The organism is Pseudomonas frederiksbergensis, from assembly GCF_003732705.1.
GTDB classification, from domain to species: domain Bacteria; phylum Pseudomonadota; class Gammaproteobacteria; order Pseudomonadales; family Pseudomonadaceae; genus Aquipseudomonas; species Aquipseudomonas frederiksbergensis_F.
This window is the reverse complement of the sequence record NZ_MOBR01000042.1, coordinates 92,901-108,112: the sequence shown is the minus strand read 5'-3', so window position 1 is coordinate 108,112 and position 15,212 is coordinate 92,901. Positions and strand designations below refer to the sequence as shown.

The 15,212-nt window shown below is 60.7% G+C and carries 11 protein-coding genes; 1 reads left to right on the top strand and 10 read right to left on the bottom strand.

Going from position 1 to position 15,212, the window contains the following annotated elements; translation table 11 throughout:
- Positions 1–159 precede the first annotated feature (159 nt).
- Complete coding sequence (locus BK667_RS29695; RefSeq protein ID WP_185058292.1) at positions 160–5,424, top strand: NEL-type E3 ubiquitin ligase domain-containing protein; 5,265 nt, start codon at positions 160–162, stop codon at positions 5,422–5,424.
- Positions 5,425–6,217: 793 nt separating this feature from the next.
- Here BK667_RS29695 and ureC read toward each other — a convergent pair.
- The 10 genes from ureC to urtB all read right to left on the bottom strand — a co-directional run bounded on the left by ureC (position 6,218) and on the right by urtB (position 15,191).
- Positions 6,218–7,918 (bottom strand): urease subunit alpha, encoded by a 1,701-nt coding sequence (gene ureC / locus BK667_RS29690; protein ID WP_123599712.1) that lies wholly within the window; start codon positions 7,916–7,918, stop codon positions 6,218–6,220.
- A 264-nt stretch (positions 7,919–8,182) separates the two neighbouring features.
- On the bottom strand, positions 8,183–8,488 hold the full coding sequence (locus tag BK667_RS29685) for an urease subunit beta (RefSeq protein WP_123514005.1): 306 nt from the start codon (positions 8,486–8,488) through the stop codon (positions 8,183–8,185).
- Positions 8,485–9,021: a GNAT family N-acetyltransferase gene (locus BK667_RS29680; RefSeq protein ID WP_123599711.1), complete on the bottom strand. Its 537-nt coding sequence runs from the start codon at positions 9,019–9,021 to the stop codon at positions 8,485–8,487. The genes BK667_RS29685 and BK667_RS29680 overlap by 4 nt, the downstream gene beginning before the upstream one ends.
- Positions 9,022–9,026: 5 nt before the next feature.
- Positions 9,027–9,560, bottom strand: a complete 534-nt coding sequence (locus BK667_RS29675) for a GNAT family N-acetyltransferase (RefSeq protein WP_123599710.1) — start codon at positions 9,558–9,560, stop codon at positions 9,027–9,029.
- A 9-nt stretch (positions 9,561–9,569) separates the two neighbouring features.
- Positions 9,570–9,872: an urease subunit gamma gene (gene ureA, locus BK667_RS29670; protein ID WP_033055605.1), complete on the bottom strand. Its 303-nt coding sequence runs from the start codon at positions 9,870–9,872 to the stop codon at positions 9,570–9,572.
- A gap of 170 nt (positions 9,873–10,042) precedes the next feature.
- Positions 10,043–10,882 (bottom strand): urease accessory protein UreD, encoded by an 840-nt coding sequence (locus BK667_RS29665; protein WP_123599709.1) that lies wholly within the window; start codon positions 10,880–10,882, stop codon positions 10,043–10,045.
- Positions 10,883–10,912: 30 nt separating this feature from the next.
- Positions 10,913–11,611 (bottom strand): urea ABC transporter ATP-binding subunit UrtE, encoded by a 699-nt coding sequence (urtE, locus tag BK667_RS29660; RefSeq protein ID WP_123514014.1) that lies wholly within the window; start codon positions 11,609–11,611, stop codon positions 10,913–10,915.
- A 132-nt stretch (positions 11,612–11,743) separates the two neighbouring features.
- The gene (urtD, locus tag BK667_RS29655; protein WP_123514016.1) at positions 11,744–12,613 is read right to left on the bottom strand and encodes an urea ABC transporter ATP-binding protein UrtD; all 870 of its coding nucleotides are present in this window, start codon (positions 12,611–12,613) and stop codon (positions 11,744–11,746) included.
- Positions 12,610–13,689, bottom strand: a complete 1,080-nt coding sequence (urtC, locus tag BK667_RS29650) for an urea ABC transporter permease subunit UrtC (protein ID WP_123599708.1) — start codon at positions 13,687–13,689, stop codon at positions 12,610–12,612. Before urtC ends, urtD begins: the two co-directional genes overlap by 4 nt.
- On the bottom strand, positions 13,689–15,191 hold the full coding sequence (urtB, locus tag BK667_RS29645; protein WP_123599707.1) for an urea ABC transporter permease subunit UrtB: 1,503 nt from the start codon (positions 15,189–15,191) through the stop codon (positions 13,689–13,691). The genes urtC and urtB overlap by 1 nt, the downstream gene beginning before the upstream one ends.
- Between the last annotated feature and the right edge of the window lie 21 nt (positions 15,192–15,212).

Here is a 15,212-nt window from a genome sequence, read left to right as displayed (position 1 = left end):
CTGCGCGCCGCCAGTGGGTGGTATCTATCTATTTTCGGCATTTCAATACCTGCGGCTTTTGCGTGTTTTTGAGTCGGATCGCCGCAGGTTTTTGATTTTTTTTCGGGTTTTTTGTTGGTTAGTCTGATTCTTCCAATAATCATGGATGGTTGTTGCCACATGACTGACTCACAGGAACAAACCGCTAACCGCACGAATGACATTGCTGAGATCAAAAAACCCGACGTTCACGTCGACCTCATCCGAAAAAAGATCCTGCAAGCCGAGCCCATGCTGCCGCATGACCGGATCCTTGCGAGCCAGACCCCGATAAGCCTGTTTCCCGAGTGGTACGTGAAGGCGCGGAAAATCGATCGCAACGAACTCAGGGAGTTGTCCGGCCGACGCTGGTTGTTCCAACGCAATGTCGATGACCTGACCCGTGAGCTGCAGGGCATCAAGACGTTTGCCGAACCGCTGTTGACCAAGGCTTTGAAGGATCAGTTGGGCGTTGAACTGGATGTTCGGGTCGCCGAACTGCGGTTGTATGTGCCAAGCAGAATCCTCTTCGGCATCGACCGGGGCGCCGATCATTTCAAGCAAATGACCCTGCTGGATGCCGCGTTGCATAATTTCGAAGCCGCCGAGGCCGAGGCCGGGGCATTCAGTGACGGCTCCGGGGTGTTTACCCAGGATGACGATGGTTCGCCCTTGCGGCATTCGATGACCGTCGAACAGTTTGTGAGCCTGTGCCGGACCCTGGACCTGGGCGCGCAATACCAGACCCACATCAAGGGTGTGCTGTCCCCGGCGGCGGCCACTGTCCGGGTAGCGTTGCAACAGGAAACGGTGGCCCGCGATAAGGAAGCGTTCAAACAGGCAGCCATGATCGCGCTGCTCAAGGGCGAGATCACTACCTACGGCTACGATAAGTTGCTGCAAGTGCATGATGGCGTGCCGGGCAAGACCTTCTACGGGTTGCCCTTGCAGACTCACCGTCTGTCGCTGATGGGATTGCGGCTCCATGGCATCACCCTGTTCAGTGCCGTGGGCGAGCCAGGCTGGGCCAAGAAAACCGTGGATGGAATGACCACGCCGCTGCTGAAGATGGTGTTGGACGGGTCCCAAGCCCTGCCGTTCCTGCCGCACCAGGACCTTGAGCGATTCAAACTGCTCAAGGCGTTTTTCGCCAACGGGCCCAAAGGATTATCCGAGGCGTTGGCGCGCAATAAAGACAACTATCAGCAAAGTCGTTTGGTGGGCCGCGTCATCGCCTATATCCCGGATGATCCCGATCACCCACTCAGGGAGTACGACTCGTTCACCGACTTCATGAAAACCCTGATCAGCCAATTGCGGTGCACCGATTACCAGCAATTCTTCAGTCGTTTTGTCGCACAGCAGGACAAAGGTGTTTTCTTCAGCCGGGTCAACGAACGACTCAAGACCTTCACCTGGCAACAGCGTGACCCCCTGGATATGGGCCCTTGGTGGCGCGAGACCGCTGTTGAGAACCCGAACCCTGCGCCGATCACCAACGTCATTAGCGCCAACCTGTGGAGCACCCTGTACAACGAACGTCGGGACAAGGCGATTGCCGATGCCCGCAAAATCGCCGTACCGACCGGCGATGAAGATGCACAAAGCCGCTGGAAGCGCCTGACTGGCTATCTCGATATTGCCTGGAACCTGTTCAACTTCACCGCGATGCTGTTGCCGGGCCTGGGTGAAGCCATGCTGGCGATCATGGTCGCGCAGTTGCTCGACGAGCTGGCCGAAGGCGTCGAAGACTGGAGCAAAGGCGATCGAGAGGAGGCGGCGGGGCACCTCTGTTCGGTGCTGATCAACGGCGCCCAACTGGCGATGATGGGGGCCGGGCATGTGTTGCCTTCCGGTATGGCGACGCCGATAAAAAGTTCGACCTTTGTCGATAACCTGAAAGTGGTCGAATTGCCGGGCGGCACCAGCAGCCTGTGGAACCCTGACCTGAAACCCTACGAGCGCCGCTCGCTGTTGCCTGATAACACCCGGCCCGATGCGCTGGGTTTGCATCGCCACGAAGGGCGCCCGGTCCTGGCCTTGGAGGACAAACTCTACGACGTCAAAGAAGACCTGCTGACCGGCCAGTACCGTATCAAACATCCCGGCCGCAGCACGGCCTATCAGCCTGAGCTGTCGCACAATGGCGCCGGCGCCTGGGTCAGCGAACTGGAAACGCCGCTGACCTGGGACGAGGACAAGGTATGGACACGCCTTGGTCATTCGATGGAAGGGTTTTCCGTCGAGCACCAGGCGCAGATCCGCACCGTCAGCGGTATCGACCCTGCGCAGTTGCGCCGGATGCACGTCGAACACGAGCGTCCGCCGGGGATGCTGACCGACACACTCAACCGGTTCAAGGCGTTTGCCGAGGTCGAGCCATTGGGCCGGCAGATTCTCGCCAACCGCGTCCCCGAATCGCTGCAAGGGTTTCTGCCGACGCTGGTCGCCGAGTTGCCGGGTTGGCCCGAGTCCAGGGCGCTGGAGCTGTTCGACGGTGAGTCAGGCTCCTCGATCAAGTACGGTAACGCTGAGGCTATTGACGCAAAGACCATCAAGGTCAGCCGTGCACAGCTGCGCGACGGCAAGCTGGCGGAGCGTGTGCTTGGTGCGTTGCGCGAAGACGAGGTCGAGGCACTGCTGGGGCGGCAGGTGTCTTCGGTGCGCGCCGAACGCCTGCAGGCGTTGCACGGGCAGCTGTCGAGGCGTGCCGAAGGTCAAGTCGGGCGTTTGTGCGACTCGCTGTACCGGGCGGGCGACGTGACCCAGGATGCGCGTCAGTTGTTGATGCAGCGTGATTTCCCATCGTTGCCGCAGCCTCTGGCGCAACAACTGCTGGAGCAGGCAAACCTTGAGGATTTGCAGTTCATTGAACAGAAGGGGCGACTGCCTTTACGCCTGAAAACACAGATCCGCCACGCACTGCATGAACTGCGCGTGGCCCGCGCCTACGAAGGGCTTTATCTGGACGCGTTGGCCAACGCGGACAGCGAACGGCTGGCGTTGCACAGCATGGCCGCGCTGCCAGGCTGGTCCGCCAGCGTACGAATCGAAGTTCGCGAACTGTCGTTCAACGGCGCATTGCGTGACAGCGTCGGCCCCGAGACGGCAGCGATCCGCAAAGTGTTGGTGGTGACTGACGACGGCCGGTTTGAAACGCGGGATGCGCTCGACCAGCACCTGCAGGGCGCCGATGATTTCTACGCATCGATCCTGCACGCCTTGCCCGATCAAGAGCGCCGGGCCCTGGGTTTCGAGATCTCGCAAGGGGCGCAGCTCAAGGCCCGGGTGCAGCGACAACCGTTGGGGCGAGCGCCGTTTTCAGCCGTCCTGGAGAACGCGCCAGTACGCCAACCGGCGTATGACCCACAGACCATGAAACTGCCCGGCGGTATGCCGCTCTACCGCTACTTCCCTGAAGAAGAAAATTTGCGCCTGCGCGTTCGCAGCCTGTATCCAGGCTTCGAAACCGTCGATGTCGACCAATTGCTGGAGGTTCTTTTTCGACGCAACCTCGATATGGAAGGCTACGTCAGCGGGCTTGAGCGCGAGTTCAGTGGTTTGTGCCGGGCCCTGCGACAATGGCGTGACGGCCGCACCGGAGCCTTGCGGCTAACCCCCACCGGCGTGGCGCAATGGCAGGCGCGGGATCAGTTCTGCACGCTGCTGCGCCGCTGCTGGCAGCGCACCGGGCCGCGGGGTGTCGAGGTGCCGGGCCTGGCCAATCCGCAAGCACTTGTGCTTGATCGCCTGCCTCTGGATCAGCACCTCGCGGATTTCCCCATGCTTGAGGCCAATTTCGACCACGTCACCCGACTGAGCATGCGCGCAACTAATGTGTTCAGTGGCCAGATGCGCTTTTTGCAATTTCGTCGACTGCGCATGCTCGATCTGTCGAACAACCTGTTGACCGAGCTGCCGGCGCAACTCACCGATATGCCGTACCTCACCGATCTGGCATTGAGTGGCAACCACATTGCACTGATGCCGGAATCGGTTGCGCGGCTGCGGTCACTGAGTCGCCTGCGATCTTTATCGCTGGCGGGCAATCCCTTGGGCCTGGTGCCCGATATCACGCGGATGCGCGACCTGCATGTACTGATCCTGGAAAATACCCAGATCGAAACTTGGCCGCGGGGGCTTTTCAGCCAACCGCGCCCGCGCAATATTTATCTGGATCTGCGCAACAACCCGATCAGTGAGGTGCCGCAAGTGGCACCGGGTTCGGCCGAGGCCGAGTTGCTGGCCCGCACGCACCTGACCCGCCGCCAACCACCGATGACAGACGCTGCCATTCTGCGAATCAGGGGGTACACCGAGTCGGTAGGGCTGGACCCTGATCGCCTGCACCCGCCCCTGGGCACTGTGGACAGCGTTCATTGGGCCCAGGGCATGATCGATGAACAATGGCGCCTGCTACAGCCCATTTGGGATGAATTGGAAGATGAATTCGGCTCCGAGTCCTTCTTCTCTTTGCTCCGGGACCTGACCGAAACTTCGGATTTCAAGCGCACCTCGGTCTACCGGGCCGACCTGAGTGACAAAGTCTGGCGCATGCTCAAGGCCATGCACGAGAACAGCGCCTTGCGCGAATCACTGTTCGCTGAAGCCACGGTCCCGACCAACTGCCGCGACGGCGCTATCCAGGCGTTCAACGAATTGGGCATGCAGGTGCTTGTGCATGAAGCCAAGTCGCTGGGCAATCCGGGTCTGATGGAGGCGGAACTGGTTGAACTGGCCAAGGGGCAATCGCGCATCGACCGCGTCAACACCATTGCCCGTCGGCACATCAGCGAAAGGCTCGAGGCCGCAGAGCAAATACGTGTGGTCAATGACGATGGCGATGTCGAGGGCACCATCGATGTACTGGAGGTGCACCTGGCTTTCCTGGTCGAACTGGCTGATCGCCTTGACCTGCCGTGGCAGGCACGGTCCATGTTGTTTCGCAATATGGCGGGGGTGACGCCGAAGATGATCGATGATGCCTGCGACGCGGTGATCGCGCTGGAACAGGGTGATCTGCTGCGTGATTCAATCAACGGCGTGCCGTTCTGGAAAGACTACATCGAAGCGGCCAATCGTCGCGATTTCAGGGCGTTGCACCAACGCTATAACCACACCATCGCGTTCAAGGTCGCGCTGGATGAACGGGCAGAAGATCTGGGCCTGCCGCCGGCCGCCAAGGCGAAGCTGAAAGAGGAGTTGCGCGTGCTGGCCTTCGAACTCGGCAAGCCCGAAAGCGCCATCGCCCCGGGAGTGATCATGACCGATACGGATTACGTCGCAGAACTGGCGGAGATTGAAGAGCAGATCAACCAGTTGCGTAACACGCTGACCCAGCAAGCGATGGATCGGGCCAAAGTGCAGCGCGTAGAGATGCCGTTCACGGTTAACGTCGAGTCCTGATAACGCCGCAAAACCCTGTAGGAGCAGAGCTTGCTCGCGAAAGCGGTGGGCCAGTCACAGAGATATTGAATGTGCTGGCGCCTTCGCGAGCAAGCCCGCTCCCACAATGGATCTGTGGTGTGCGTGGAACGTGTGAACGACGAAAAACCCTGTAGGAGCAGAGCTTGCTCGCGAAAGCGGTGGGCCAGTCACCGCGATGTTGAATGTGCCGCCGTCTTCGCGAGCAAGCCCGCTCCCACAATGGATCTGTGGTGTGCGTGGAACGTGTGAACGACGAAAAACCCTGTAGGAGCAAAGCTTGCTCGCGAAAGCGGTGGGCCAGTCACCGCGATGTTGACTGTGCCGCCGCCTTCGCGAGCAAGCCCGCTCCCACAGTGGATCTGTGGTGTGCGTGGAACGTGTGAACGACGAAAAACCCTGTAGGAGCAGAGCTTGCTCGCGAAAGCGGTGGGCCAGTCACCGCGATGTTGAATGTGCCGCCGCCTTCGCGAGCAAGCCCGCTCCCACAGTGGATCTGTGGTGTGCGTGGAACGTATGAACGACGAAAAACCCTGTAGGAGCAGAGCTTGCTCGCGAAAGCGGTGGGCCAGTCACAGAGATATTGAATGTGCTGGCGCCTTCGCGAGCAGGCTCGCTCCCACAGTGGATCTGTGGTGTGCGTGGAACGTGTGAACGACGAAAAACCCTGTAGGAGCAGAGCTTGCTCGCGAAAGCGGTGGGCCAGTCACCGCGATGTTGAATGTGCCGCCGCCTTCGCGAGCAAGCCCGCTCCCACTATGGTGTTTGCGGGGTGTCAGAACAGGAAGTAACGCTGGGCCATCGGCAGGGTTTCTGCCGGTTCGCACCACAGCAGCACACCGTCGGCCTTGACCTGATAGGTCTGTGGATCGACGTCGATGTTCGGCAGGTAGTCGTTGTGGATCAGGTCGGTTTTCTGCACTTCGCGACAACCTTTGACCACGGCGATTTTCTTCTTCAGACCCAATGCCTCGGGCAACCCGGCGTCCTGGGCAGCCTGGCTGATAAAGGTCAGGCTGGTGGCGTGCAGCGAGCCACCGTAGCTGGCGAACATCGGACGGTAGTGCACCGGTTGCGGGGTTGGGATTGAGGCGTTGGCGTCACCCATCAGGCTCGCTGCAATGGCGCCGCCCTTGAGGATCAATGTCGGTTTCACACCGAAGAATGCCGGGCGCCACAGCACCAGGTCAGCCCATTTACCCACTTCAATCGAGCCCACTTCATGGCTGATGCCATGGGTGATCGCCGGGTTGATGGTGTATTTGGCGATGTAGCGTTTGGCGCGGAAGTTGTCGTTGCCTTCACCGTCCTGAGGCAGCGGGCCGCGCTGTTTTTTCATCTTGTCGGCGGTCTGCCAGGTGCGGGTGATGACTTCGCCAACGCGGCCCATGGCCTGGCTGTCGGAGCTGATCATCGAGAACGCGCCGAGGTCGTGAAGGATGTCTTCGGCGGCAATCGTCTCGCGGCGGATGCGGCTTTCAGCGAAGGCCACGTCTTCGGCAATGCTCGGGTCCAGGTGATGGCAGACCATCAGCATGTCGAGGTGTTCGTCGATGGTGTTGCGGGTGAACGGCCGGGTCGGGTTGGTTGAACTCGGCAGCACGTTGGCAAACCCGCAAGCCTTGATGATGTCCGGGGCATGGCCGCCGCCCGCGCCTTCGGTGTGGTAGGTGTGGATGGTGCGGCCCTTGAAGGCGGCGAGGGTGGTTTCGACGAAGCCGGATTCGTTGAGGGTGTCGGTGTGGATCGCCACCTGCACGTCGTACTGGTCGGCCACGCTCAGGCAGTTGTCGATGCTCGCCGGGGTGGTGCCCCAGTCTTCGTGCAACTTGAGGCCGATGGCGCCGGCCTTGACCTGCTCGATCAACGGCTCCGGCAGGCTGGCGTTGCCTTTGCCGGTGAGGCCGATGTTCATCGGGAACGCATCCGCTGCCTGAAGCATGCGCGCCAGATGCCACGGCCCGGAGGTGCAAGTCGTGGCATTGGTGCCGGTGGCCGGGCCGGTGCCGCCGCCGATCATGGTGGTCACGCCGCTCATCAGCGCTTCTTCGATCTGCTGCGGGCAGATGAAGTGAATATGGGTGTCGATGCCGCCGGCGGTGAGGATCATGCCTTCACCCGCAATGACTTCGGTGCTGGCGCCGATGGCGATGGTCACGTTCGGTTGCACGTCCGGGTTGCCGGCCTTGCCGATGCCAGCGATGCGCCCGTCCTTGAGGCCGACGTCGGCTTTGACGATGCCCCAGTGATCGATGATCAGGGCATTGGTGATCACCGTGTCGACCACTTCGGCCGCGAGCAATTGGCTCTGGCCCTGACCATCGCGGATGACTTTGCCGCCGCCGAATTTCACTTCTTCGCCGTAGGTGGTGAAGTCTTTTTCCACCTCGATCCACAACTCGGTGTCGGCCAGGCGCACCTTATCGCCGACGGTGGGGCCGAACATATCGGCGTAGGCTTGTCTTGAGATTTTCATGGGCTTGCCTTGGGATTCAATTGGATTTGAGACCGCTCGCGTAGCTCGCTATCGCGAGCAAGCTTTGCTCCTACGGGTGACCGCGATCCCCTGTAGGAGCAAGGCTTGCCCGCGATGGGGCCATTGCAGACACCGCATTAATTGATCGTTCCTCGTAATTGAGTTGCAAGCTTCTAGCTGCAAGCCTCAAGTAAAAGCGGATAGGGGGGCCGCAAACTGCTCTTTCTTGCAGCTTGAAGCTTGTTACTTGCTGCTGAAGTCGATCTATAAGTCGCCCATGATTCTTCCCGCAAACCCAAAGACCCGGCGCAACCCCACTAGCTCGACAAGCTCGACTTCCCGACTCTGCCCCGGCTCAAAGCGCACGGCGGTGCCAGCCGGGATGTTCAAGCGCATGCCGCGGCTGGCGGCGCGGTCGAAGGTGAGGGCGTCGTTGGTTTCGAAAAAATGGTAATGGGAGCCGACCTGGATCGGCCGGTCGCCACTGTTGGCCACTTTCAGGCTAATCGTGCGGCGGCCGACGTTGAGTTCGATGTCGCCGGGCTGGATCTGGTATTCACCGGGAATCATCCATTCACTCCTTGCAGAATCTTGTAGTAGAGGGCAGTCGGCCGGTAGTTGCCGGCCGGGTCGCAGGCGTAGTCGGGGATCTCGCCGGCGCGGGTGTAACCCAACGCTTTGTAGAAGTCTTCGGCGGGTGAGCCGGCCTCGGTGTCGAGGTAGAGCATGCCGCGCTTGTGCTGACGGGCGGCGAGTTCCAGGGCGCTCATCAATTGCTGGCCCAGACCGCGGCGACGGGCGTGTTCACGCACCAGCAGTTTCTGCACTTCAGCGCGGTTCAGGCCATTGGCTTTCTGGCACAGGGTCAGTTGCACACTGGCTTGCACTTGCTCGTCCTTGACCACCACCCACAACAGCACGTTGCCCTGGTTCAGGTTGGCCTGGACATCATCAAAGTAGGCTCGGGCCTGCGTCGCATCAAGGTCGGCCATGAAACCGACGCTGGCGCCGTAACCCACGGCATCCAGCAGCAAATCGATCAAACCCTGGCGATAGTGCGCAAAGCTTTCAACATTCACGCGGCGCAGTTGGGCGGCGTTCATCGGTGTTACTCCTTGTTGGCGAGCGGCGGCTCCGCGCCAGGATTGAGGGTCAGCTGCATGAACGTCAGGTCCAGCCAGCGACCGAACTTGGTGCCCACCTGGGGCATTTGCCCGGTGATGATGAAACCGGCGCGTTCATGCAGACGAATTGAGGCGGCATTGCCGCTTTCGATGGCGGCGACCATCACGTGTTTGTCGCAGCCCTTGGCGCGTTCGATCAGCTCGACCATCAATTGCGGGCCGAGGCCGTTGCCACGCTGGTCGCTGCGCACGTAGACCGAGTGCTCGACGGTGTGGCGAAAGCCGTCGAACGGCCGCCAGTCACCAAATGAAGCGTAGCCCAGCACCGTGTTATCACCGTCGACGATCACCAGGATCGGATAACCCTGGGATTGCCGGGCGCTGAACCACGCCTGGCGGTTGCCCAGGTCCACGGCCTGTTCGTTCCAGATCGCGGTGGTGTTGAGCACCGCGTCGTTGTAGATGTCGCGGATCGCCGGCAGATCGGCATGCAGTGCATCGCGAATGAGATAAGTCATGGCACGGCCTCAGGCGATCGGTTGGTGGACGGTGACCAGTTTGGTCCCGTCGGGGAACGTCGCTTCGACCTGGATCTCCGGGATCATTTCCGGGATGCCTTCCATCACTTGTTCGCGGCTCAGCAGGGTGGTGCCGAAGTGCATCAACTCGGCCACGGTGCGACCGTCACGGGCGCCTTCGAGCAATGCTGCGGAGATGTAGGCCATGGCTTCCGGGTAATTGAGTTTTACGCCGCGAGCCAAACGCCGCTCGGCGACGAGGCCGGCGGTGAAGATCAACAGCTTGTCTTTTTCGCGTGGGGTCAGGTCCATCGTTGGAATCCATATTTGGCAGAATGAAAATCTTGCGTCTTGCACCCTGTAGGAGCGAGGCTTGCCCGCGAAGGGGACCTTGAGGCCGCCAAAAGCTTCGCGGGCAAGCCTCGCTCCTACAGGAGATCGGTGATCAGGAGATCCGTGGATCGATGATCAAGGATCGGTGTTCAGGTGCTCCATATTCTGGGGGGGACTGCTTCTCGGCCGAGTAACGCCGGGCGCAGCAATCGCCACAAATCAATAAGCCAACCCCGTGCCAACAACGCCTCACTGGCCAGGCACCGGGCCACCAACAAACCCGGCAATTGGGTCAAATCCCCGCGTACGTCATTGGGTAATGAGCGACAACGCTCCAGCAAATCGCTATCAATCTCCCCGGTCACCAGCAACGTCGCAAACACCGGTTGCCCATCCAGCCCAATCGGCGAGTCGAGCAAGCCATCGTTCCCGACAATGCGCTGACGTTCGTGCCAGAGCAACTGGCCGTTGCGGCGGATATCCAGCCTGGCCTGGAAATGCCCGACATCGAAACGCTCGCCACTGGCCGGTCGACCGAGCGCCACCACGTCCCAGTAGAACAGCCGGGCATCGCCTTCAAGGTTGATCGAGGTGCTGAGTTCGGCTTGGGCGGCGCTGAAGATGATCGTCTCTTGGGGCAACCATTCCAGTGTCGCACCGGCCGCCACATTCAAGTCCAGCTGCTGATAAGCGGGGCCGGCGGCGCGATACCACTTGGCGGCGCCGGGGCTGGTGATTTGTGCCCAGGCATCGGTGCCGACGCTGGCGGCGATGTCCAGCCGATCACCCCCGGCAATCCCGCCCGGTGGGTGGACGATGATGTGCTGGCAGACCTCGGGCCCTTCGGCGTACAAGTGCTTTTGCACCCGCAGCGGGCCTTGGTGCCGGCGCAAGACCGGGCGCGTGGTATCGCCGAAGCGGGCGTAGCCCAGCTCCAGCTCAGCGTGCCAGCTCGGGGTAAACAGGACAGTGGGGACAGGTAAATTCATGATTTCTAATTATCGTTAGGACGCTACAGACTAGATCGTAACCAGTCCGCGCACACCTTCGGCTTCCATATTTTCACCGCGACCCTGTTGCACGATCTCGCCCCGGGACATCACCAGGTACTGATCGGCCAGTTCGGCGGCGAAATCGTAAAATTGTTCCACCAGCAAAATCGCCATGTCGCCCCGGGCCGCGAGCTGCTTGATCACCGCGCCGATTTCTTTGATCACCGACGGCTGAATGCCTTCGGTGGGTTCGTCGAGGATCAGCAGGCGCGGACGGCTGGCCAGCGCGCGGCCAATCGCCAATTGTTGCTGCTGACCACCGGACAAATCACCGCCACGGCGTTGCTTCATTTGCAGCAGCACCGGGAACAACTCGTAGATAAACGCCGGGACTTCCTTGGCTTCGCTACCGGGGAAGCGCGAAAGGCCCATCAGCAGATTTTCTTCCACGGTCAGCCGCCCGAAAATCTCCCGGCCCTGGGGCACGTAGGCGATCCCGGCGTGCACCCGCTGGTGCGGCTTGAACGTGGTAATCGGCTTGCCCTCCCAATTCACCGCGCCTTCCTTGGACGGCAACAGGCCCATCAGGCATTTGAGCAGGGTGGTCTTGCCCACGCCGTTGCGCCCGAGCAGGCACGTGACTTCGCCGACCTTCACCTCAAACGAGAGGCCGCGCAGGATGTGACTACCGCCGTAGTACTGGTGCAGTTTGTCGACTTGCAGCATTTCGAATTCTCCCTCAGTGATCGTTCCCCCGCTCTGCGTGGGAATGCATCCCGTGACGCTCCGCGTCACATAACGGTGGACGCGGAGCGTCCATGGCGGCATTCCCACGCAGAGCGTAGGAACGATCAAATCTCAGCGACCGAGATAAACCTCGATCACGCGCTCATTCTCCTGCACCTGCTCCAGCGACCCTTCCGCCAGCACACTGCCCTGGTGCAACACGGTGACGTGGTCGGCAATCGAACCCACAAACCCCATGTCGTGTTCCACCACCATCAGCGAATGCTTGCCGGCCAGGCTCTTGAACAGTTCGGCGGTGAATTCGGTTTCGGCGTCGGTCATGCCCGCTACCGGCTCATCGAGCAGCAGCAGTTGCGGGTCTTGCATCAGCAACATGCCGATCTCCAGAAACTGCTTCTGACCGTGGGACAACAACCCCGCCGGTCGATTGACCGAGGTGGTCAGGCGGATGGTTTCCAGGACTTCGGTGATGCGATCTTTTTGCTCGCCGGTCAGACGCGCCCGCAGGCTGGCCCACACCGATTTGTCGGTTTTCTGCGCCAGCTCCAGGTTTTCGAACACGCTCAAGGCTTCGAACACCGTCGGTTTCTGGAACTTGCGCCCGATGCCGGCCTGGGCGATTTGCACTTCGCTCATCTGCGTCAGATCCAGGGTTTCACCGAACCAGGCCTTGCCGTGACTCGGGCGGGTCTTGCCGGTGATCACGTCCATCAACGTGGTTTTACCCGCGCCGTTGGGGCCGATGATGCAGCGCAGTTCGCCGACGCCGATGTACAGGTTCAGAGCGTTCAGGGCCTTGAAGCCGTCGAAGCTGACGCTGATGTCTTCCAGGGTCAGGATCGTGCCGTGGCGGGTGTTCAGCCCTTGCGTCACCCGTTGGCCGAGGCCGATGGCGTCGCGGCTGGTGCCTGAATCCTTGTTCGGTTCGGGTGGAAAAAACACAGGTTCGAGCATAAATTCCGCCGTTGGTGTGATTCTCATTGTTCGCCCCTTTTCTTCAGCAAACCGATCACGCCCTTGGGCAGATACAAGGTCACGATGATGAACAGGGCCCCGAGGAAGAACAGCCAGTATTCCGGGAACGCCACGGTGAACCAGCTCTTCATGCCGTTGACCACACCCGCGCCGAGCAACGGCCCGATCAGCGTGCCGCGACCGCCCAACGCCACCCAGACCGCCGCTTCGATGGAGTTGGTCGGCGACATTTCACTCGGGTTGATGATCCCGACCTGCGGCACATACAGCGCACCGGCCAGACCGCACAACACCGCGCTCAACACCCACACGAACAGCTTGAAACCACGCGGATCGTAGCCGCAGAACATCAGGCGATTTTCGGCATCGCGCAATGCGGTCAACACCCGGCCAAACTTGCTCTGGGCCAGACGCCAGCCAATAAACAGGCTCGCCACCAGCAACACCACCGTGGCGAAAAACAACACCGCGCGCGTCCCCGGTTCGGTAATGCCAAATCCGAGAATGCTGCGGAAATTGGTGAAGCCGTTATTACCGCCAAACCCGGTTTCGTTGCGGAAAAACAGCAGCATCCCGGCGAAGGTCAGGGCTTGGGTCATGATCGAGAAATACACGCCTTTGATCCGCGAACGGAAGGCGAAGAACCCGAACACCAACGCCAACAATCCCGGCGCCAACACCACCAGGCACATGGCCCAGAGAAAGCTGCTGGTGCCGGTCCAGTACCACGGCAATTCAGTCCACGACAGAAAGGTCATGAATGCCGGCAAGGCATCCCCCGAGGCCTGGCGCATAAGGTACATGCCCATCGCATAACCGCCGAGGGCGAAGAACAGACCGTGACCGAGGGACAGCAGACCGGCGTAGCCCCAGACCAGATCCAGTGCCAAAGCAACGATGGCGTAACAGAGAATCTTGCCCACCAATGTCAGCGTATAGGCCGATACGTGGAACACGCTGACAGGCGATAGAAGCGACATCAACGGCAACGCCAACAGCAGAACAAGAATCACCGCGCCAACCGCGATCGTGACTTTGGGGCCGGCCTTTTGTGTAGCGGTAACGAGCAGGGGCTGGTTCATCAGTCGATCACCCGTCCTTTCAGTGCGAAGAGGCCTTGCGGACGTTTCTGAATGAACAGAATGATCAGCGCGAGGATCAGGATTTTGCCGAGCACCGCACCGATCTGCGGTTCGAGAATTTTGTTGGCAATACCGAGGCCGAACGCCGCGAGCACGCTACCGGCCAACTGGCCGACACCGCCAAGCACCACCACCAGAAACGAGTCGATGATGTAGCTCTGGCCGAGGTCCGGGCCGACGTTGCCGATCTGGCTCAACGCCACGCCACCAAGGCCGGCAATGCCCGAGCCGAGGCCGAAGGCGAGCATGTCCACCCGCCCGGTGGGCACGCCGCAGCAGGCGGCCATGTTGCGGTTCTGGGTAACGGCGCGCACGTTCAGACCGAGGCGCGTCTTGTTCAGTAGCAGCCAGGTCAACACAACCACAAACAGGGCGAAGGCAATGATCACGATGCGGTTGTAGGGCAACACGAGATTCGGCAACACCTGAATCCCACCTGAGAGCCACGCCGGGTTGGCGACTTCGACGTTCTGCGCGCCGAACAACAATCGAACAAGCTGAATCAACATCAGGCTGATGCCCCAAGTGGCGAGTAACGTTTCCAACGGGCGGCCGTAGAGGTGGCGGATCACCGTGCGCTCCAGCGCCATGCCGATTCCGGCGGTGACGAAAAACGCCACCGGCAACGCGATCAATGGGTAAAACTCGATGGCTTGCGGGGCGAAGCGCTGGAACATCAACTGCACCACGTAAGTCGAGTAGGCGCCGAGCATCAGCATCTCGCCGTGGGCCATGTTGATCACGCCGAGCAGGCCGAACGTGATCGCCAGGCCGAGGGCGGCGAGCAGCAGGATCGACCCCAGGGACATGCCGCTGAACGCCTGGCCAAGCAATTCGCCGATCAACAGTTTGCGTTTGACTTGAGCGAGGCTGGTTTCGGCGGCAGTGCGCACGCCGGCATCGGCTTCGATGCCGGGTTCAAGCAAACCTTCGAGGCGCGTGCGGGCCAGCGGGTCGCCGGTTTCACCGAGCAAACGCACAGCCGCAAGGCGCACCGTCGGGTCGGTATCCACCAGTTGCAGGTTGGCCAGGGCCAGGCTCAGGGCGGCGTGAACGCTTTCATCTTTTTCGCCAGCCAGTTGCAGGTCGAGGAATTTCAGCTGCGCGGGTTTGGCGCTTTTCTGCAATTGCTGCGCGGCGGCCAGACGGATTTTGGCGTCGGCGGCGAGCAATTGATGGCTGGCCAGGGCGGTGTCGATCAGACCCCGCAGGCGGTTATTCAGGCGCAGGGTTTTGGGTTGGCCGTCGATGGTCAGTTCGCCTTGTTGCAGGGCGTTGATCAGTTCGACACGGGCCGGATCGGGCTGCGCGGCCCAGGTTTCCAGGAGTTTTGCTTGCTGCACCGGATTGGCGGCGACGAAGTCTTCGGCGTCGCTGGCGTGGGCGCCCATCGGCAAAAGCAGCGCGAGGGCGAGGATAAAGCGGTAGAGGACAGTGGGCATGTCATTGGCCTTGCGTATTGA

Bases quoted from the DNA above. Each gene is read 5' to 3' on its own strand.
- BK667_RS29675 (WP_123599710.1), bottom strand. From the start codon at position 9,560: ATGACTTATCTCATTCGCGATGCACTGCATGCCGATCTGCCGGCGATC.
- ureC (WP_123599712.1), bottom strand. From the start codon at position 7,918: ATGAAAATCTCAAGACAAGCCTACGCCGATATGTTCGGCCCCACCGTC.
- BK667_RS29665 (WP_123599709.1), bottom strand. From the start codon at position 10,882: ATGAATTTACCTGTCCCCACTGTCCTGTTTACCCCGAGCTGGCACGCT.
- BK667_RS29695 (WP_185058292.1), top strand. From the start codon at position 160: ATGACTGACTCACAGGAACAAACCGCTAACCGCACGAATGACATTGCT.
- urtE (WP_123514014.1), bottom strand. From the start codon at position 11,611: ATGCTGCAAGTCGACAAACTGCACCAGTACTACGGCGGTAGTCACATC.
- BK667_RS29685 (WP_123514005.1), bottom strand. From the start codon at position 8,488: ATGATTCCCGGTGAATACCAGATCCAGCCCGGCGACATCGAACTCAAC.
- urtC (WP_123599708.1), bottom strand. From the start codon at position 13,689: ATGAACCAGCCCCTGCTCGTTACCGCTACACAAAAGGCCGGCCCCAAA.
- urtB (WP_123599707.1), bottom strand. From the start codon at position 15,191: ATGCCCACTGTCCTCTACCGCTTTATCCTCGCCCTCGCGCTGCTTTTG.
- ureA (WP_033055605.1), bottom strand. From the start codon at position 9,872: ATGGACCTGACCCCACGCGAAAAAGACAAGCTGTTGATCTTCACCGCC.
- urtD (WP_123514016.1), bottom strand. From the start codon at position 12,613: ATGAGAATCACACCAACGGCGGAATTTATGCTCGAACCTGTGTTTTTT.
- BK667_RS29680 (WP_123599711.1), bottom strand. From the start codon at position 9,021: ATGAACGCCGCCCAACTGCGCCGCGTGAATGTTGAAAGCTTTGCGCAC.